This is a genomic window from Williamsia sterculiae, from assembly GCF_900156495.1.
Lineage (GTDB): Bacteria > Actinomycetota > Actinomycetes > Mycobacteriales > Mycobacteriaceae > Williamsia_B > Williamsia_B sterculiae.
In genome coordinates, this window is sequence record NZ_FTNT01000006.1 from 198913 (window position 1) to 218771 (window position 19859).

The 19859-nt window shown below is 69.4% G+C and carries 16 protein-coding genes; 7 read left to right on the forward strand and 9 right to left on the reverse strand.

The window, feature by feature from the left end; all coding sequences use genetic code 11:
* Nucleotides 1-10: 10 nt before the first annotated feature.
* The 3 genes from BW971_RS11795 to BW971_RS11805 all read left to right on the forward strand — a co-directional run bounded on the left by BW971_RS11795 (nt 11) and on the right by BW971_RS11805 (nt 3846).
* Nucleotides 11-1480, forward strand: a complete 1470-nt coding sequence (locus BW971_RS11795) for a zinc-dependent metalloprotease (RefSeq protein WP_076479882.1) — start codon at nt 11-13, stop codon at nt 1478-1480.
* A gap of 104 nt (nt 1481-1584) precedes the next feature.
* Entirely contained in the window at nt 1585-2493 is a 909-nt protein-coding gene (locus tag BW971_RS11800) for a hypothetical protein (RefSeq protein WP_076479725.1), read from the forward strand.
* A 36-nt stretch (nt 2494-2529) separates the two neighbouring features.
* A complete protein-coding gene (locus BW971_RS11805; RefSeq protein WP_076479727.1) occupies nt 2530-3846 on the forward strand; it encodes an ABC1 kinase family protein in 1317 nt (438 codons plus the stop codon).
* Nucleotides 3847-3916: 70 nt separating this feature from the next.
* Here BW971_RS11805 and BW971_RS11810 read toward each other — a convergent pair whose 3' ends face one another.
* The 3 genes from BW971_RS11810 to BW971_RS11815 all read right to left on the reverse strand — a co-directional run bounded on the left by BW971_RS11810 (nt 3917) and on the right by BW971_RS11815 (nt 6862).
* Nucleotides 3917-4198 (reverse strand): WhiB family transcriptional regulator, encoded by a 282-nt coding sequence (locus BW971_RS11810; RefSeq protein WP_076479729.1) that lies wholly within the window; start codon nt 4196-4198, stop codon nt 3917-3919.
* A gap of 175 nt (nt 4199-4373) precedes the next feature.
* Complete coding sequence (locus BW971_RS21190) at nt 4374-4637, reverse strand: hypothetical protein (RefSeq protein WP_143690326.1); 264 nt, start codon at nt 4635-4637, stop codon at nt 4374-4376.
* Between the two features lie 143 nt (nt 4638-4780).
* Nucleotides 4781-6862 (reverse strand): ATP-dependent DNA helicase UvrD2, encoded by a 2082-nt coding sequence (locus tag BW971_RS11815; RefSeq protein ID WP_407701217.1) that lies wholly within the window; start codon nt 6860-6862, stop codon nt 4781-4783.
* Between the two features lie 89 nt (nt 6863-6951).
* Between BW971_RS11815 and BW971_RS11820 the strand changes: the two genes are divergently transcribed.
* Nucleotides 6952-7179, forward strand: a complete 228-nt coding sequence (locus BW971_RS11820; RefSeq protein WP_076479884.1) for a mycoredoxin — start codon at nt 6952-6954, stop codon at nt 7177-7179.
* A 44-nt stretch (nt 7180-7223) separates the two neighbouring features.
* On the opposite strand, the gene nudC is transcribed toward BW971_RS11820, so the two are convergent.
* The gene (nudC, locus tag BW971_RS11825) at nt 7224-8174 is read right to left on the reverse strand and encodes an NAD(+) diphosphatase (protein ID WP_076479733.1); all 951 of its coding nucleotides are present in this window, start codon (nt 8172-8174) and stop codon (nt 7224-7226) included.
* 66 nt (nt 8175-8240) lie between these two features.
* Nucleotides 8241-9272 (reverse strand): potassium channel family protein, encoded by a 1032-nt coding sequence (locus tag BW971_RS11830; RefSeq protein ID WP_407701215.1) that lies wholly within the window; start codon nt 9270-9272, stop codon nt 8241-8243.
* 276 nt (nt 9273-9548) lie between these two features.
* Here BW971_RS11830 and BW971_RS11835 point away from each other — a divergent pair, with 276 nt between their 5' ends.
* Nucleotides 9549-9878 carry a DoxX family protein gene (locus tag BW971_RS11835; protein ID WP_143690331.1) on the forward strand — a complete coding sequence of 110 codons (330 nt, stop codon included), beginning with the start codon at nt 9549-9551 and terminating at the stop codon, nt 9876-9878.
* A 10-nt stretch (nt 9879-9888) separates the two neighbouring features.
* Here the strand turns inward: BW971_RS11835 and BW971_RS11840 are convergent, their stop codons facing one another.
* Nucleotides 9889-13302: an ATP-dependent helicase gene (locus tag BW971_RS11840; RefSeq protein ID WP_076479739.1), complete on the reverse strand. Its 3414-nt coding sequence runs from the start codon at nt 13300-13302 to the stop codon at nt 9889-9891.
* On the reverse strand, nt 13295-16666 hold the full coding sequence (locus tag BW971_RS11845) for an ATP-dependent helicase (RefSeq protein WP_076479741.1): 3372 nt from the start codon (nt 16664-16666) through the stop codon (nt 13295-13297). Before BW971_RS11845 ends, BW971_RS11840 begins: the two co-directional genes overlap by 8 nt.
* Before the next feature lie 122 nt (nt 16667-16788).
* On the opposite strand from BW971_RS11845, the gene BW971_RS11850 reads away from it, so the two are divergent.
* Both BW971_RS11850 and BW971_RS11855 read left to right on the forward strand, forming a co-directional pair.
* The gene (locus BW971_RS11850) at nt 16789-17577 is read left to right on the forward strand and encodes an alpha/beta fold hydrolase (RefSeq protein WP_076479743.1); all 789 of its coding nucleotides are present in this window, start codon (nt 16789-16791) and stop codon (nt 17575-17577) included.
* A 4-nt stretch (nt 17578-17581) separates the two neighbouring features.
* On the forward strand, nt 17582-17893 hold the full coding sequence (locus tag BW971_RS11855; RefSeq protein WP_076479745.1) for an MGMT family protein: 312 nt from the start codon (nt 17582-17584) through the stop codon (nt 17891-17893).
* On the opposite strand, the gene BW971_RS11860 is transcribed toward BW971_RS11855, so the two are convergent.
* Nucleotides 17832-18578, reverse strand: a complete 747-nt coding sequence (locus BW971_RS11860; protein WP_076479747.1) for a sirohydrochlorin chelatase — start codon at nt 18576-18578, stop codon at nt 17832-17834. The genes BW971_RS11855 and BW971_RS11860 overlap by 62 nt on opposite strands.
* Nucleotides 18568-19809 (reverse strand): uroporphyrinogen-III synthase, encoded by a 1242-nt coding sequence (locus BW971_RS11865; RefSeq protein WP_076479749.1) that lies wholly within the window; start codon nt 19807-19809, stop codon nt 18568-18570. The genes BW971_RS11860 and BW971_RS11865 overlap by 11 nt, the downstream gene beginning before the upstream one ends.
* Between the last annotated feature and the right edge of the window lie 50 nt (nt 19810-19859).

A 19859-nucleotide genomic window follows, 5' to 3' on the forward strand; every position in this document is an offset into this window, starting at 1 on the left:
CGTGGGATGTATGAACGACTTGCCTTTCGGATTCTCCTCGAGCGGGGACGACGGTGACGACGCCAAGGGCAGGAGTGGGCGCGGTTCCGGCGGCTCTGGTGGTTCCGGTGGCCAGGACAACCCTTTCGGCTTCGACCTCGGTGCGGGCGGTGCCGGCTTCGACCCGTCGCAACTCGGCCAGATGTTCTCCCAGCTCGGCCAGATGTTCTCCGGCATGACCAGCGGTGCCGGCTCCGGTTCGGGGCCGGTCAACTATCAGGTGGCGAGTAACCTCGCGCGTCAACAGATCGGCGATTTCACCCCGGTTGCCGGCAAGGAGACCGAGGCCGTCACCGAGGCGGTGCGGCTGGCCGAGGTGTGGCTCGACGAGCAGACCTCGTTGCCCGCGGGCGTCACCACATCGGCGGCGTGGACCCCGGTGCAGTGGCTGGAAGAAGCCATGCCCACCTTCAAGCGGCTCTGCGATCCGGTGGCCGAACAGTTGTCCGGTGGCTGGACGGACAACCTGCCGGCCGAGGCCAAGCAGATGGCCGGCCCGATGCTCGGCATGCTCACCCAGATGGGCGGGATGGCGTTCGGAACCCAGCTCGGACAGGGGCTCGGACAGCTCGCGAAAGAGGTACTCACCTCCACCGACATCGGACTGCCGCTCGCCGCGCCGGGCACCGCGGTACTGCTGCCCGAGGCGATCGCCGGATTCTCCGACGGGTTGGAACTGCCCGCCCAGGAGATCATCGTCTTCATCGCGGCCCGCGAGGCCGCGCACGTCCGCCTGTTCAGTCACGTCCCGTGGTTACGCGAGCGGGTGCTGTCCACCGTGGAGCAGTACGCCCGTGGGATCACCATCGATTTCTCCGGGATCGAGAACGCCGCTGCCAACATCGACCCGGCGCAGTTGCTCAGCGATCCCTCCAAGATCGAGGAGTTGATGTCGGCGAGCACCGCCTTCGAGCCGAGCGCCACTCCCGAGCAGACCGCCGCACTGGAGCGACTCGAGACGCTGCTGGCCCTGATCGAGGGGTGGGTGGAGCAGGTGGTGTTCCGCGCCCTCAATGACCGGCTACCGAGTACGTCGGCGCTGACCGAGACCATGCGTCGTCGCCGGGCCAGCGGTGGGCCGGCCGAGCAGACCTTCGCGACGCTCGTCGGGCTGGAGATGCGCCCGCGCAAACTGCGTGAGGCGGCCACCCTGTGGTCGAAGCTGGTGGAGAGCAGTGACATCACCACCCGTGACGGCGTGTGGGCGCACCCCGACCTGATCCCCGACTCCGGTGATCTCGACAACCCGGCGGGATTCATCGACCGCGTCATCGGCGGCGATGTCGGGGAGCTCGACGACGACCCGATCGCCCAGCTGGAGAAGACGATGGCCGAGGAGGCCGCCGCCAGAGAGAAGGAGTCGTCCGGGGAATCGACAGAACCGGACGAATCACCCGAGCCGCCGGCTGACGACGACGACCAGGGCTCCTCCAAGGGCTGACCTGCGCGGACGCGATCTCCACGACGGATGAGACGTCCGTCGACCCTGTGCACAACCCCCGCCACCGCGACGACCGATGACGACGACCCTGTCAGGGTGCCGCCATGACGTCCCGTGATCTGCCCGATCTCGCCCCTGCCCTGCACCCGGGCGCGGCCATCGCCATCCGACCCGGTCGTCGGGTACAGATCGGTGCTCACCCCGGCCGCGAGGTGATCGTCGACCTGCCCGGATCCATCGACTCCCACGCGTTCCTGCGCCTGCTCGAGGACCTGTGTGTGCCCCGCACGCGGATCGAGGCGTATCGCGTCGCCGCCGCCGTGGGGCTCACCCCGGCCGACGTCGACGATCTGCTCGACGTGCTGACGACCACCGGCCACGCGCACCCCGCAACACCCACTCCCCGATCGCTGCGTATCCGGTTGCACGGCCGGGGGCCGGTGACCACCGCTCTGCACGCGTTGCTCCGTGACGCGGGTGTGCAGGTCGAGCGTTCCACCCAACGTCCCCGCACCCACCGGGACGGTCATCGGTCACTACACGGGTGGGACTGCGACCTGGTGATACTCACCGATCACCTCGTGCACGACCCGCTGGTGGTGGAGGCGATGATCCGCGATGGGATACCTCATCTACCGGCACGGGTGTGTGACGGCGTCGGGGTGGTCGGGCCGTTGGTGCTGCCCGGACTCAGCAGTTGTCTGCGGTGCGACGAACTGCACCGGGCCGACCACGATCACGATTGGCCCGTGGTGACCGCCCAGTGGGTCGGTCGTAGCAGTTGGGCGCCGGCATCGGTGATCGCGATGGTCGCGGCGGTGGCGTTCGATCAGGTCGCACAGATCCGGCAGGGCCTCGCCGACACGTCGGCCGGCGTGCCGCAATGCGTGGACAGAGCCGTGGAGATCGGGCCGAGACCATCGCGGATGCGCGTGCGCCACATGTCTGCACATCCGCTGTGTCCCTGCACGGGAGAGCGACCGAGCGGGTCGGCATTCACGGTCGGACGGTGAACTACATTGGAAGTGGTCGAACGCGGAAGGGGAACGATGTCGGACATCACCAAAGGCCGCGGTCGTCGTAATGCCAAACTCGCGTCCCTGCCCATCGGGATGGCCGGTCGCGCTGCCGCCGGGTTCGGCAAGCGGATCGCCGGTGGCGACAAGGACGAGATCAACCAGGAGATGATGGCCCGCGCCGCGGAACAGATGTTCGCGGTTCTCGGTGAGCTCAAGGGCGGTGCCATGAAGGTGGGCCAGGCGCTGTCGGTGATGGAGGCCGCCGTTCCCGACGAGTTCGGTGAACCATTTCGCGATGCGCTGACCAAACTGCAGGCCCAGGCCCCTCCGATGCCCGCCCGCCGGGTGCATCAGGTACTCGACCAACAGCTCGGTACCCGGTGGCGCGACCGATTCACCGAGTTCGACGACTCCCCCGCCGCATCGGCCAGTGTGGGACAGGTCCACCGAGGGGTGTGGCACGATGGCCGACCTGTCGCCATCAAGGTCCAGTACCCGGGTGCCGACGTGGCACTGCAGGCCGATCTGAAGACCCTGTCGCGGATGACCGGGGTGATGCAACGGATGTCGCCCGGCACCGACGTGCGGTCGATGATGGACGAGTTGATCGAACGCACCTCAGAAGAGCTCGATTACCAGGGTGAGGCGGCCAATCAGCGGGCGTTCGCCACGGCCTTCGACGGTGATCCCGACTTCATGGTCCCGCGGGTGGTGGCCAGCTCCCCCAAGGTGATGGTCAGCGAATGGGTGGTCGGCACACCGTTGTCGCAGATCATCGCCGACGGCGACCGGGACCAGCGCAACCGCGCGGCGGCCCTGCTGGCTACGTTCGAGGTGTCGTCACCGTCACGGGTGGGGTTGCTGCACGGCGACCCGCACCCGGGCAACTTCCAGGTCCTCGACGACGGCAGACTCGCGGTGTTCGACTTCGGCGCCGTCGGCCGCTACCCCGGTGGTCTACCCCCGGCCATCGGCCCGATCCTGCGGTTGGCCCGCGATCGTCAGTACGACGCGCTCCGCGAGGAGATGGTCCGGGAGGGTTTCATCCTGCGGTCGCGGGAGGACCGGATCACCCCGGCCGATCTCGAGGCATACCTGAAGGCGTATGTCGATCCGCTGTACAGCGAGTCGTTTCATTTCACCCGAAAGTGGCTGCAGCATGCGGCGGGCAAGGCCACCGACGTTCGCGGCGACGTGTACCGGACCTCGCGAAACCTCAACGTGCCCAAGGAATACGTGATGGTCTTCCGGGTGCTCGCAGGATGCGTCGGCATCGCCGCGCAACTCGACGCCGAGGCCCCCTACCGCAGGATCATGGAGGAATGGGTTCCCGGTCTCGGAGACTGACGGTGTCGACCCCGCATAGGCACGACGACCGGGACGGCCGTTCGGCCGTCCCGGTCGCTCACCTGCGGGTTCACGCTGCCTGCACCTTGCGGGGCCGACCTCGTGGGCGTTTACGCGCGATCACGCGGCCCTGCTCGAAGATCTCTCCGCCCCACACACCCCACGGCTCGGCGCGATCGAGGGCGGCATCGAGGCATTCCCGACGAAGCGGGCAGTCGGCGCACAGCGCCTTGGCCTGCTCGAGCCGGGCCGGTGACTCGGCGAACCACAGATCCGGATCCCCCACCTGGCAGGGGATCTCGGAGGCGCAGTTCGCCCCCATACAGGATTCGAAATCGAGCGTCTCGGTCATGTCATGTCCTCCGGCGTTCTACGTTTCTCGGTTCGGGTGGGAATTCGCGCTGGCGAATCGGTGAACCGATCTCGTCGGAGCCGCCGGACGGCGGTGGAGACGACAAAGGCCACGGTCTTCGCGGGGTGCGATTCACCGTGGCCTCGGATGCCCTGACGGACTGATGACTACAAGGTCATGAGTCCTCGGGGCGGCACGGGAATCGCCTTCCGGCTCGCGCGGTAAATGCGGCGAAGCCTGCGATTGCGGCGAATTCATGGGTGGCGTCGAGCGGCAACGGCTTGCATGCATCTGCCAATTGGAGGGCGGCCGGTGCGACGGCGGTCCAGGAGTGGCGATGACGCTGCGAGGCGATGGGAGCGGATCCCGCGCCCACACGAGTGGGCAGGGAGTCGACACACATGTTGCCGCCGTTGGCGTTCTCGTTGATGAGATTCACTGGTCCACTCCTTCCCACGTCATCCGTCTGTCCGTCCGGTGCAGTTTCCAGAGGGCAAGGGCGCTCTCTGTTCCTATGTGAGACACAGTAAAGGCAGTGCACACGACCGCACAACCCATTTAACGCCGGAAGATCAGTGCAGGTCAGGAATGCGCACGGACCAGGCCGAGCAGGTCCTCGCCGTACTGGTCGAGCTTCTTGGGGCCGATACCGGGGATGGCCACCAGTCCGGGCACGTCGCCGGGTCGCTGTTCGGCGATGGCGATCAGGGTGTTGTCGGAGAACACCACGAAGGCAGGCACCTTCTGTTCGGCGGCCCGACCACTGCGCCATTCCTTCAGGGCGACGAACAGTCCCTCGTCGATGTCCGATGGGCAGTTCTCACATCGACCGAGCAGCGATGCGGTCTTGCCCAACAACGGCTTACCGCAGACCCGACACATCGGCCGCGCTCGCTTACGGACCGGTTCGGCGATGCGGGAGGCCGGTGAGTCATCGGGTACCAAACCGGCCAGGAACCGAGAGCGCCTGCGACTCTTCCGGCCTCCCTCGTTACGGGCCAGCGCCCAGGAGATGTGCAGGTGTTCGCGAGCCCGGGTCACGCCGACGTAGAACAGTCGACGTTCCTCCTCGATCGCGTCGTCACCTGCGTCGACCGCCTGTTTGATGGGCAGCGATCCGTCCACCACACCGACGAGGAACACCGCATCCCATTCGAGCCCTTTGGCCGCGTGCAGCGACGAGAGGGTGACCCCGGCCACCGTCGGCGGATGTCGGGAATCCGACCGGGTGCGCAGTTCGGTGGCGAGCCCGGCGAGGGTCAGATCGGGCGTCACCTCGAGCAGCTCCTCGGTGAGGTTCATCAACGCCCGCAACGACTCCCACCGCTGTCGCGCCTGAGCACCGGCGGGCGCCTCGTCGGACAGTCCGAGGGGGGCGAGCACCGCACGCAACACACCGAGCAGATCCGCCTCGGCGGGCAGGTCGTCGCGGGCGGCGGCCTGGCTGATCGACCGCATCGCCTGGCGGATCTCAGCCCGCTGGAAGAATGCCTCGCCGCCGCGCACCTGATATGGGATCCCCGCCTCGGTCAGTGCCTGTTCGTGCACTTCCGACTGCGCGTTGATCCGGTAGAGGATCGCCATCTCCGATGCCGGGACCCCTTGGGCCAGCAGTCTCTTGATGGTCTCGACGGTGGTTCGCGCCTCCATCTGTTCGTCGTCGAACTCGGCGAATTCCGGGCCGGGGCCCGTGGGGCGCTGGCCGACGAGTTCGAGGCGGGTGCCCGCGATCCGACCGCGGGCCATCCCGATCACCCGGTTCGCCAGGCCGACCACCTCGGGCGTGGATCGGTAGTCACGGTGCAATCGGATCAGCGCGGCGTCGGGGAAGCGGCGGGTGAAGTCGAGCAGGTAGCGCGGGCTGGCTCCGGCGAAGGTGTAGATGGTCTGGTTGGCGTCACCGACCACCGTCAGGTCGTCACGCTCACCGAGCCAGGTGTCGAGCAACTGCTGCTGCGCGGGGGTGACGTCCTGGTATTCGTCGACCACGAAGCAGCGGTATCGCGAGGCGAACTCCTCGCGGATGTTGCGATGGTCTCGCAGGATCTGCGCGGTGAACAGCAACAGGTCGTCGAAGTCGAGTCCCATGTCACCGTCCGGGGTGATCTTCGCGGCTTCGTACCCCTCGTAGACGGCGACGACCTTCTCCGCGGCGAACGGGATCTCGCGCCGCAGCCTCGCCACGGTCTCGGGGTAGGCCTCCGGCGAGACCAGCGACGACTTGGCCCATTCGATCTCCGAGGACAGGTCACGCAGGGTCTCGGTGCTGGTGTCGAGGCCGGCACGGCGTGCGGCGCGCGAGATCAGCGGGAACTTGTTGTCGACGAGCTCCCACCGGGTGTCACCCACCGCCTGCGGCCAGAAGTAGCGGAGTTGCCGCAGCGCGGCGGCGTGGAAGGTCAGGGCCTGCACCGATCCGCTGCCACCGATCTGCATCGATCGCAGCCGGGTGCGCATCTCCCCCGCGGCGCGCGCGGTGAAGGTGACCGCGAGCACCTGACCGGCGTCGACGTGACCATTGCCGACGAGGTGGGCGATGCGGTGGGTGATGGTCCGGGTCTTGCCGGTGCCCGCGCCGGCCAGCACACAGACCGGTCCGCGCGGCGCGGTCACCGCGGCGAGCTGTTCGGGGTCCAGTCCTTCGGTCGCGCGCACGCCAGCCAGTATGACAAGCGGTCCCGACAACCCCCCGGAACAACCCCTCGGGTTACGACGTTGAGCAGACCGTGACTGATTCCCCCGCCAAGTTGACCATGTACACCACCTCCTGGTGCGGCTTCTGTGCACGCCTGAAGACGGCCCTGAAGGCCAAGGGCATCGCCTGGGACGAGGTGGACATCGAACGGCATCCCGAGGCGGCTCAGTTCGTCGGGAGTGTGAACGGCGGCAACCATGTGGTCCCGACCGTGAAGTACGCCGACGGGTCCACCGCGACCAATCCATCGATCGTGGACGTCACCAAGAAGTTGGCCACCCTCTGAGCGTCACCACCGACGCCTGAACGGCCGCAAAGCACGGCGTCCGGTCAGCTGCCGTTGTGCGCCCAGGCGGTGACCATCGCCCTGGCGATGGAGATGGACCCCGGCAACCGTAGGCGTGCGTCGGGGGCGCCTGCGGTGTCGGTGGCGCTGTTGCGTGACAGTGTGGTGGCGGGTCGGGTCCAGTCCCCGCGGTCGAGGGCTTCGAGCACCTCGTCGCGATGGAACCAGATCGCGTCACCGATCTCGCCGTCCAGGAACGCCAGCGGTTGGTCGGGGTCGGCGGTCGCCTCGAATCCCAGCATCAACGACCGCGGGAACGGCCACGGCTGACTACCGAGGTAGCGCGGAGACCAGACATCGATACCCACTTCTTCGTGCACCTCGCGGATCACACACTGTTCCAACGACTCCCCCGGCTCGACGAAGCCGGCCAGCGTCGAATACCACCGTTCGGGCCAGGAGGCCTGCCGCCCGAGGAGGATCCGGTCCCCACCGTCGTGCACGACCGTGATGATCGCCGAGTCGGTACGCGGGAATTCCAGCGAACCGGTCGCGGTGTTGCGCCGCACCCATCCCGACCGCTCGGGCGCGGTGGGTTTGCCGTCGACCGGTGAGAACCCTGCCGCGTCGTGCCAGTTGAGGATGGCCACCGCGGTACCCAGCAGACCGGCCTGATCACCGTCGAGCAGCACACCGCCGCCGCGTAGGTCGCTGTACTCGCCCTCGATCTCGTCCACCCGCAGCGTCCACAGGTCGATGCCGTCGCGGATCCCCAACAGCACCGCGCCGGCGGGTGGGGTGCCGCCGAGTTCGGTGGCCGGGATCCAGCGGGGACCGTCGTCGCCGACCGGATACCGGCCCTGATGATCCACGGTCACCAACCGGGCCGTCGGCCAACCGGCGATCAGTCTGTCGGTGTCGTCGCGGATCTCGTCGGCCCGGTCGACGGTGGACCGGGAGAGCAAGGGAGGCAGGTCCAACTCGAAGGCGGTCACCCGCTCGACCCTACTGAGTGCGGGCGGCGCCGCGCCGCGCGAGCGCACTCGAGGAACCGCCACCGGTCAGTCGCGGGCGCTCTCGGAGTTGCTGCGGCGCACGTACAGCAGGCGATCGCCTTCTTCGATGGCGTCGACCTCGGGCTCGTCCACTCGGTAGAGGTGATCGTCGCGCAGCACCCCGAGCACCATGTCGCGCAGATGTTGGGGCGATGCTCCCTGTTCGTCGCGGTCGACCTCACGTTCGGCGATGGCGAGACCGGCGTCGGGGGTGAGCAGATCCTCGATCATCTCGACGACCGTGGGGGTGATGGTCGCCAGACCCAGCAACCGACCGGCGGTCTCCGAGGACACCACCACCGAGTCGGCGCCCGACTGGCGCATCAGGTGGGTGTTCTCGGCTTCCCGCACCGAGGTCACGATCTTCGCCTTGGAGTTCAACTCCCGGGCGGTGAGCGTCACCAGCACCGCGGTGTCGTCGCGGTTGGCGGCGATGACGATGGCCGAGGCGTGCTGCGTCCCGGCGAGTCGCAGCACGTCGGAGCGGGTGGCGTCACCACGGACGGTGACCAACCCGCGCGCGGCGGCGCTCTCCAGCACCGACGCGTTGGAGTCCACCACCACGATCTCGGCGGGCTTGACCCCGTCGGCCATCAGCGCCGAGACGGCCGTCTTGCCCTTGGTGCCGAACCCGACGACCACTGTGTGATTGCGCACGTTGCTCCTCCAGCGCTGGATCTTGAATGCCTGACGGGACCGTTCGGTGAGGACGGCCAGGGTGGTGCCGACCAACAGGATCAGGAACAGCACCCGAAGCGGGGTGATGACGAGCACGTTCACCAGGCGCGCACCCGGACTGATCGGGGTGATGTCGCCGTAACCGGTGGTCGAGAGGGAGACCGTCGCGTAGTAGAGGCAGTCGAGGAAGGACATCGAACTACCCTGGGCGTCGCGATAGCCGTCCCGGTCGACGTAGACGACCAGCACTCCGGCGAACAACGCGATCAGCGCGTAGAGCACCCGGCGGCTGATCGCCGTCACCGGGCTGCTCTCGGTCTCGGGGATGCGCACCACGCCGACGAGGGCGTGATCGGGCATGCTGGTCAGTTCCTCCGGCCGGTTACGCCGGAACCCTCGGGCCATCAGAGGGTCGAGCCGATCGAGTCGGGAGCTGTCGCCACAGGAGTGGACTGTAGACCCTCGACCACCACCGATGCGACACGTCGGTACCCGAGACCTCGACGTAGGCGGGCGCAGCGGATCGGGCATGGTGGACCCATGCGCACACGTCGTACCCCGACCTGGATCCCGGCCACCCGGCTCTCCGCCACTCGACTGTCCGACGGCAGCAGACAGTCGCTGCTGTTGGCGGTCATGCTGGCGACGGTCGGTACGTTGCACTTCGTCGTACCGGAGCGGTTCGACGAGACCATCCCCGACGAGATCCCCGTCGACAAACGCACCGCGACGCTCGCATCGGGGGTCGTGGAGGTCGGGCTCGCCGGTGGTCTCCTCTGGCCCAGGACCCGTCGGGTGTCCGGCCTGGCGTCGGTGGGCCTGTTCATCGCGGTCTACCCGGCGAACCTGAACATGGTGCGGATGTACTGGCACAAGCCTGCGGTGCGCGCGGCAATGCTGGCGCGGTTGCCGCTGCAGATCCCGATGATCGTGGCCGGTTGGCAGGTCTGGAAGCGCGCCTCCTGACGACCGGTCATCACCGGTCGCGGATGAGCATGGCGGCGAGCTGCTGTTCGTCGGGCAGGTCCGCCGGTTCGAGTGTGGTGCCCGTCCGAACGTAGTGGAAGGCCGCGCACACCGACGACAGCTCACATCCGGCCAACTCGGCCCAGGCCACGCGGTAGGCAGCCAGCTGCACCTGCGCCGACTGTCTGCCCGCCGCGGACGGCTCCGCGCCGGTTTTCCAGTCGACCACGAGCCAGCCGCCGTCCGGCTCGGCGAACACCGCGTCGATACGACCGCGGACGACGGTGCCGCCGATGACCGTCTCGAACGGCACCTCGACCTCCGCGGGAGTGCGATCGGCCCATGGTGAGGCGAGGAACTTCGCACGCAGCTCCGCGAGGTCGTCGTCGACCGCATCCGGTCCCTCCGCCGAACCGGGGAGTTCGTCGACGTCGAGCAGTCGGGTGGCGCCGAACCGTCGCTCCACCCAGGCGTGGAAGGCGGTGCCCCTCCGGGCCAACGGATTCGGCTTGAACGGCACCGGCCGGCGCAACCGACGCGCGAAGGCCTGCTCGTCGGTGCGCAGTTCCACCAGCTGGCTCACCGACAGATGGTGCGGGAGTTCCAGGGTCAGGCTCCACGACTGGGCACTGCGGTACTCGGCGAGCAGGGCATCGGTCTCGGCCCGCCACGCGGCGATCTCCTCCGCCACCTCCGCCTCGACCGGCTCGACGTCGGGGACGCCGTCCGATGTCGTCGCCGACACCGGGGGATCGAACAGCGTGGGTTGTCCCCGCTCCTCGATCGCGGCGAGGACGAGGTCGGCGCCGGCCTGCACCGACGGTCGACGGTCGCCGAGCCGGTCCGGCGGCCAGGCGGCCCTGACGACCACCTCCGCCAACGGGTTGGTGGCACCGTCGTCGGGAGCGTCGCACCACTGCTCCACCACCACGCGCGTCACCGATTCCGGTCGGATCTGCGACAGTTCCGCGATCGAGTCCGACAACTCGACCAGGAACGGCGACGGGCCGCGCGGCTTGTCACCGGTCTCGCCCCACTGGTGACCGGAGATGAGCAACGCGTCCTTGGTCCGGGTGAGAGCGACGTACAGCAACCGTCGGTCCTCCTCCAGCTTGCGGTCCCGCAACGCCTGCTTGTGGTCGGCGATCCGCTCCTCGAGGTCCTTGCGATCATCGAACCCGTCGAGATCGAACCGCGGGAACCCCTCTCCCGCCGTGACCGCGAGGTCGCCGCGCAACTCCGGCGGCAGCTCGCGTGCGCTGCCCAGCCAGCTGCCGTCGCTCCGTCCACCGGGAAAGATGTTGGCACACAGGTGCGGGATCGCGACCAGATCCCACTCCAGCCCTTTGGCGGCGTGCACGGTGAGGATCTGGACCCGCTCCTCGGCCACCTCCACCCGGCCGGGTTCGAGTCCCTTCTCGATGGCCGCGGCCGCGTCGAGAAAGGCGAGCAGGCCCGGCAATGTCGCCGACGACCGATCGGCGTACTGGGCCACATATCCGGCGAACGCGTCGAGATGTTCGCGGCCGGTCACCGCACCCCGCATCCGCCGGGCCTTGATCTGCGCCTCCACCGCCACGCCGATGGTGGCCTCCGCGTCGGCCACGAGCTCGGTCAACGGCTGTCCCATCCGTCGGCGCAGGCCATCGATCTCCGCGCCGAAGGCGGCGATACGGCGGTACCCGTCGGGGCTGTACCGCTCGGCCTCACCGGGATCGGCCAACGCATCACCGAGACCGGCCTCGTCGGCGGACTCGGTCGGCACCGACGCGTCCAGGGCGCGCCGCAGATCGTCGCCGTCGACGAGTTCCCCTCCGGCACGGGCCCGTTCGATGGCGGCGAGGTCGTTGGCACGGCGCCACAGCGCGGCCAGGTCCGCCGCCCCGAGCTGCCACCGCGCACCGGTGAGCAGACGCATGGCCGCGGTGCCCGCCAACGGATCGGCCATCAACCGCAGCGTCGCGACGATGTCAGCGATCTCCGGCACGTGCAGGAGACCACCGATGCCGACGACCTCGGTGGGTATACCGCGACTCTCCAACGCCGCCGCCAGCGGGGCGGAATCCTCGTTGCGGCGCACCAGGATCGCCGCACTCGGCGGTCGCGTCCCGCCCGCGTCGGCGGACCGGTAGGCGGACTCGATCCCGTCGGCGATCCACTCCCGCTCGTCGAGGACGGTCTCGGTGAGAGCCAGACGCACCGACCCCGCAGGGGCGTCGTCGCGGGGTCGCAACACACTGACCGGGACACCACGGGCACGCAGTTGCTCCGACGCCGCGTTGGCCAACACCAGGGCGCTACGCGCGTTGCGCCAACTGGTCAACAGCTCCAGACGCCGCGCGGGCGACCCGTCGGAGGCTCGGAAATCCTGCGTGAAGCGCGGCAGGTTGGCCGCCGACGCCCCGCGCCAGCCGTAGATCGATTGGATCGGATCCCCCACCGCGACCACCGCGACCCCCGGTCCCGGTCCGGAGGTGCCCGGCGGGGTCCCGAACAGATGCGAGAGCAACATCCGCTGGGAATGCCCGGTGTCCTGGTACTCGTCGAGCAGAACCGCTCGCACACTGCGACGTTCGGCCTCGGCGACCTCCGGATGGGTGAGCACCAGGCGCGCCGCCAAGGACATCTGACTGCCGAAGTCGAGCACGTTCTGCTCACGCATGGTGCGGGCGAGTTCGGTCACCAGCGGGATCAGCTCGCGGCGTTCATCGATCACGGCCTGGATACCGCGAAGGGTCTGCGGGACGTCCGCGCGCTGACGTTTTCGGGGCGGCAGGTCGTCGATGAGGTCACGCAAGGTGGAGCCCGCGTCGGCCAGCGCGTCGAGGTCGACGAGGTGCTCGGCGACCTCACCGTAGAGTTTCAACACCGCCTCGGTGACCCCCGCCGGGGTCTTGGTGGTCTGCAGATCGCCCGGCCAACCGGCGACCAGTCCGAAGGCGAGCTGCCACAGTTCCGTCTCCGACAACAGAGTCGCCGACGGTTCCACCGGCAGCAGCAGCCCGTAGTCGCCGATCAACCGGCCCGCGTAGGCGTGATAGGTGCTCACCTCGGGGTCGGCCGCGCGCAACATCGCGCGAATGCTGCCGTCGGGATCCCAGTTCTGCATCGCCGGCCCAGCCGCCAACCCGGCCAATCGACGGCGGATGCGGACGGCGAGTTCGGCCGCGGCCTTGCGGGTGAACGTCAGCCCCAGCAGCTCGTCGGGTGCGACGAGTCCGTTGGCAACCAACCAGACCACCCGGGAGGCCATCGTCTCGGTCTTACCCGCGCCCGCGCCGGCCACCACCAGGACCGGTTCCAGCGGCGCCTCGATCACCGCGACCTGTTCATCCGTCGGCGGTGGTTGCCCGAGGGCCGCGGCCAGGCTGCGCGCCGAGATGGGCCGAGCCGGTGCGCCCACCCGGATGTCCACGTCAGTCATCGATCACCGACTTGCCGGGGAGTTTCGCCGGACAACTGGTGTGCAGCGGACAGTGCCCGCAGCCGGGGTTGGGCGTCGCGTGGTAGACCGGCCCGACGGTGCCCCGGGCGGCACCGCGCACCAATTGACGCCACACGTCGACGAGTTCCGGGGTGAGCGCGGGTTGTTCGCGGACCGCCGCCCCGGTCTTCTGGTTCGAGTTGTTGACGTACACCAGCTGGCCGCCTCCGGGCACCGCCTGCTGCCCGGCGACCCCACCCAGCTCGAGGGCGAGTTGATACGTCGCGAGCTGTGGGTGTTCTGCACCGTCGGCCGCCGAGATGGTTGTCTTGGCGGTCTTCACGTCCACCACCACCAACCGGCCGTCGCGGTCCCGCTCGAGCCGGTCGATCCGACCGCGCAGACGCACCTCGGGGTCGGACTGCGCGGGAACTGCATCGGACCGGGCGGCGGGATCAGCGTCCACCGCGGGCAGGATGGCGTCGACGTCGACCTCCACCCCCACCTCGTCGAGGTCGTCACGGGACAGTCGCAGCCAGTTCTGGAAATTGACCAACATCGTCTCGGTGCGAGCCAACTCGTGCGCGGAGAACCATGCGGCACCGGTGTCGACGCGGTCCCACACCTCGCGGAGCGCAGCGGTCACCTCGTCGGGCGGGATCTCCCCCGCCACCGCCTGCACCAGGGTGTGGACGAGCGTGCCGGTGATCGCCGGAGCAGCGTCACCGTCGCGACCACCGTGACGTTCCAGCATCCATCGAAGCGAGCACCGCTGCAGCGCTTCCACGTTCGAGGGAGACAAGACCACCGGACCGTTCTCGGGCACCCACAGCGGCACATCGGTGCTCGGATCGGCCAGCCCGTACCAGTCGCGCGGATGCGCACCCGGCACCCCGGCGTCGGCCAGGCGGGCCAGTTCGGCCGCCGCCGCGCGCCGGCGGTCGGAGTCGGGGTCCGTGCACACCGCGGACCGCAGGGCCGCGACCAGTGACGGCAACGAGAGCACCCGGCGCACCCCGGGGTCGACGGGGAGTTCCACCGACTCGTGCTCGTCGTCGGTGAGCACGTCGGCGTCGAGATCGGTGCCGGTGCCACGCAGCGCAGCGACGAGTTCGCCGACGAACCGCGAGGGAGCGGCGTCACCACCACCGTCGTCCACCGCGGTGACGGCCAACGACCGCCGCGCGCGGGTACAGGCCACCAGCAGCAGTCTGCGTTCGTCGGCGAGCGCGACGGCGTTGCGCGACAACGTGTCCACGGCGTCGGATGCGATGCCGTCGAGCAGGTCGATCAACGCAGGGGTACCGAGGATGCTTCCGCGGCTACGCAGACTTGGCCACAGACCGTCGAGCACCCCGGCGACCGCGACGACGTCCCACTCGCGGCCGGCGGCGGCGTGGGCGGACACGATGGTCACCGCTTCGAGATCGGCGTGCCGCGAACGCGATTCCCCGGTGATCTGCAGCCGGTGGATGTGGTCGACGAAGCCGCCCAGCGTCGCCGCGGGCAGGCTGTCGGTGAAGTCGGCGGCGGCATCGAACAGGGCCACCACCGCATCCAGATCGCGGTCGGCCTGGTCGGCGCCCGGTCCGCCGCGCAGTGCGGTGGCCGACCAGCGCGGGCCCAGCCGGGTGGCGTTCCAGGCCTCCCACAGCACCTCCTCGACACCGCGTCGGGCGGTGCGGCCCGTGGCCGCCGCCCGGACCACGCCCACCACCCGGTCGATCGGACCGCGTTCGGCAGGGGTGAGGGCGGTGAGTACGGGGTCCGGCTCATCGGGGCGATCGGCGGCGCGGGCGATGACGTCGACGATGAGCTCCGCCGAGGTGCGCTGATCGTCGCGACCACCAGCGGTGACCGCGCGGCGCAACCCGCGTCGCAGCCGACGCAACACCGTCGGGTCGGCCCCGCCGATGGGCCCGGCGAGCAACTGGGTGACCTCGTCCGGGTCCAGACGGTGTTCGACGGCCCGTAACGACAGCAGCAGAGCGGCAACCGCGCGTTGGCGGGCCAGCGGGATCTCGGTGGTCGGCACCACCACCGGCACTCCCGCCGACCGCATGGCCCGACGCAGTGCGGGTGCGGCGCGCGGCACCGAGCGCACCACCACTGCCATCCGTGACCACGGAACACCGTCGAAGAGGTGAGCGCGCCGCATCAGATCCGCGACCGCGGTGGCCTCCTTGGCCGTCGACGAGTAGACGGCGACGGTGGCGGTCCCCGCGTCCGAGTCGCGGGCCACGACCGGCCACGGGTGCGGGCGCGCACCAGGAAGACGTCGGGCAACCGCCGCACCCACGGCGAGCACCTCGGGACTGCTGCGGAACGAGGTGTCGAGGACGACCGCACGACGCCCATCGTCGAGCAGGTCGGTGACAAAGGCCGGGCTGGCCCCGCGGAACCCGTACACGGACTGGTCGGTGTCTGCCGCCACCACGGCGGTGTCGGCGCCGGTACCGATCAGCCGGATCAGCCCGGCGGCCTGCGGGTCGAGGTGCTGGGCGTCGTCGACCAGGAGATGCCGAACGCGACCACGTTCTCGACGTAACAGCACGTCGTCGGTCGCCAGCGCACCCATCGCCGCACCGATCAGTTCGGCCGCGTCCACCGCGGCGGTCTGTGGGCTGTCCACCCCGACCGCCGCGCGCAGCAACGTCGTCTCCTCGTACTGGCGGTACGCGCGCCCGGCGGCGACCCACTCCTCACGTTCGTGGGCGCGCCCGAGCTCGACGAGGTCGTCGGGCCCCACGCCACGTTCGGCGGCGCGCAGCATGAGATCCCGTAGGGCCTGGGCGAACCCCGCGGTGGCCAGCGCGGGGCGCAGCCGGGGCGGCCATCGGGTGGCCCCGTCGGCGAGGTCACCCGCCAGCAACTCGCGCAGCACCGCGTCCTGTTCGGATCCGGTGATCAGCCGTGGTGCGGGTAGGTCCAGCGCCGCCGCCTGAAGGCGAAGCACCGAAAAGGCATACGAGTGCACCGTGCGGACCACCGGCTCCCGCGTCGCCCGCGAACCGCGGGCACCGCCGCCACGCAGAACACCGGCGGTGATCTGTTCACGCAGCTCGACCGCGGCCCGGCGACTCCCCGCCAGGACCAGCACCGATTCCGGGTCCACCGACGGCTCGGTCAGCCTGGCGATCGCGACGTCGACCAGTAACGACGTCTTGCCGGTGCCCGGCCCTCCGTGCACCACCACCGGATCCCAACCGGGCGCCGACTCCGGGCGGCGAGCGGTGACGGGACCGGTGATCAGGTCGGCGGCGGGTCCGGTCCACCGTCGGCGCACCGGGTCGGTGACGGGCGCGGACACCAGTTCGATGTGCACCTCGGCGCCTCGCGGTCGCGTGTGCCCACGCATGCTCATACCCACCCCCTCCCCGGGTCCGATCGGTCGCGTACACCCATTCGAACACGCGGGTACGACACCGGTGGTGATCCACTCCCCCTGACCTGCGCGATCCACGTCGACTCGGGCAGGATGGGCGCATGAGCAGGCTGAACGTGGAGTACTTCGGCCCGGAGTCCGGGTCGCGGGTCCTGGCGATCCATGGGGTGACCGGGCACGGCAAACGCTGGAGTGCCTTGGCATCGGAGCAGCTGCCCGATCATCGGGTCATCGCGCCCGACCTGTTGGGCCACGGTTTCTCGCCGTGGAACCCGCCGTGGTCCATCGGGGCACAGGTCGACGCGTTGCGGGAGTTGCTCCACGAGATCGGTCCGGAACCGGTGATCGTGGTGGGTCACTCCTTCGGTGGCGCGCTGGGACTGCATCTGGCCGCCCGCGAGCCGGATCGGGTCCGCTCTCTCGTGCTGCTCGATCCGGCCATCGGGATCGATCCCGAGATGGCTCGCACCGCAGCCGACGACACCATCGACCACTGGTACTACGACTCCGTCGCCGACGCGCGTGCCGACAAACTGAACGGCGCGTGGTCGGAGGCGGGTGAGGCGGCCGTCGAGGCCGAGATCGTCGAACACCTGATCACCGATCATCGCGGTCGGCTCGGCTGGCGGGTCAGTCCGGCGGCGGTGGTCACCACATTCAGTGAACTGGCCGCGCCCTGGGTGATCCCGCCGCCGTCGGTACCGGTCTGGCTGGTGCAGGCCACCAGGGTGCAGCCGCCGTACGTGCGCCCCGAGCTGGTCCGCGGGCTGTCCGAGCGCTCGCAGTTCACCTACCTCGCCGAGGATTGCGACCACATGGTGCCCCAAGCACTGCCCGAGCTGGTCGGCCGCCTGATCCGCGACGCCGACCGCACCGACGACACGGTCTGACGACGTGGCCGCCATCTCCGACGACGATGTCGAACGGGTACGCGCTCTGGTCGCCGCCATCCCGCCGGGCAAAGTCGGCACCTACGGCGACATCGCGGACGTCGCGGGATTGTCGAGCCCCCGAATCGTGGGGTGGATCATGCGGACCGACTCTGCCGACCTGCCCTGGCATCGGGTGATCGGTGTGACGGGGCGTCCTGCACCACATCTCAGACGCACGCAGTTGGAGAACCTTCGCGCGGAGGGAGTTCCGATCAACGACGGACGGGTGTCGATGCGACAGGCACGCTTTGATTTCTCGTCAGCTGGTCACTGAGCACCATCCGGCTGGCGACGAGGTCCGCGATCATCGGATCCGCACCCAGGGGGTCGGCCACACCGTCGGCGCCACATTCGGCGAGTCGGCGGTGGAACAGGCCGGGCGCCAACAAGTATGCGGCCAAGAACACCCGGCGGCCGGAGTTGATCCGCCGAAAGTCGGTCACCGCGTCGACGACCGTGGGCGCCGCACTGGTCAGGAACCCGACCGGGACATCACCACCGACGAGGCGGGCCAGTTGGTCGGCGGCGACGTGCACCTCGGCACGCGCCTGGGCGTCGCTGGATCCCGCCGCGGCGAGCACCACGCCGTCGCCCGGACACCAGCCGGCCTCGCGCAGTCGGCGCATCATCAGTTGCGCGAGAACCGGGTCCGGGCCCAGCGCGGGGGTGACCACGGTGTCGTGGTGCCCCGATGCGACGATGCCTGCGGGCAGGTCGGTGCGGACGTGGTAACCGGATGCGAGGAACGCGGGTACCACCACCGCGGGCCTGACGACCTCGGTGAGCACCTCCGCCGGTGACGGCCCGAGTACGTCGACGAAGGCGACCCGGGTGGGGCCGACCCGCTCCCCGACCATGTCGGCCAACCGCGCGATGGTCTCCACCCCTGCGGCAGCGCGAGTCCCGTGGGCGACCAGAACCGGGGTGCGACGCAGAACTGCTCCTGCCTCATCGGCCATGGACGGCGTCACCGTCCTCCCTGGTGTGATCGTCACCGAGGAGTTCGTCCCTGTCGTACTCCAGGTCGACGGCGAGTCGGTAGCCGCGTTTGACGACCGTCTGGATCATCTTGGAATCGCCCAGCCCCGAACGCAATCGGGTGATGGCCATCTCCACGGCATGCGTGTCGGTGCCGCCGCCCGGCAATTCGGCCAGCAGCGCGCGACGCGACACCACCCGGCCGGGGATGCGCGTCAGAGCCTTCAACAGGGCGAAACTCGCGCCGGGCGGCGTGCGCAGCTCGCCGTCGACCACCACCGCGCACCCGCGGACGCTGATGTCGTGTCCCGCCACCCGCAAGGTGGGATGACGACGCGGCAGCTCGTCGGAGATCAACCGGACCAGCGCACCGAGGCGGAAGCGTTCCGGCTGGTACGTGGGGACCTCCAGAGCGTGCAGTGGGCCGGCGGTGACGTTGCCGACACACATCACGGCCACCGTGGTGCGCATGGCGTGCAGCAGCGGGTCGAGGCGCCCGGTGCTGTCGGCCTGTCCGAGCATGGACGCGACCGCGGGGGCACTGGTGAAGGTGATGGCGTCGATGTCACCCGCGATGGTCGCATCGATCATCCGGTTCATGGGCGCGGTGTCCGTCGGCGGGATCCAGCGGTAGACCGGGACGGGCACGATCTCCGCACCCGCCTCCCTCAGCACCTCACCGAGGTCGGGCAGCGGTTCCCACTCGGTGGTCGCGCCGTGCAGCTGTACCCCGACCCGCAGGCCGGCGACGCCCTGCTCGAGGAGGTGGTCGAGCACCTCGGACGAGGACTCACCCGCGGGTGACCAGTCCTCGCGCAGACCAGCGGCCCGGATGGCTCCTTTGGCCTTCGGCCCGCGTGCGACCACCCGGGACCGACGCAACGCCGCGACGAGCTCCTCGGCCACTCCCCAGCCGTCCGCGGCCTCCATCCAACCGCGGAAGCCGATCCCCGTCGTGGCGATGACGATGTCGGGCGGATCGGCGATGACCTCGGCGGTCACCCGTTCGAGTTCGGCGTCGTCGGACAGCGGGATGATCTGGATGGCGGGTGCGTGCAGCACCTCGGCACCACGTCGGGTCAGCAGGGCCGCGAACTCGTCGGCTCGACGCGCGGCGGTGATGCCGATGGTGAACCCGGTGAGCGGGTTGCCCACCTCTGTGGTTCTGGAAGAAGCGGGTGTGTCCACACCGTCCTCCTTACCGGACCGCATCGTCGGCACGTGATCTGTCGGCTCGGGGTTGCGTGCATGGGCTGGGTTGT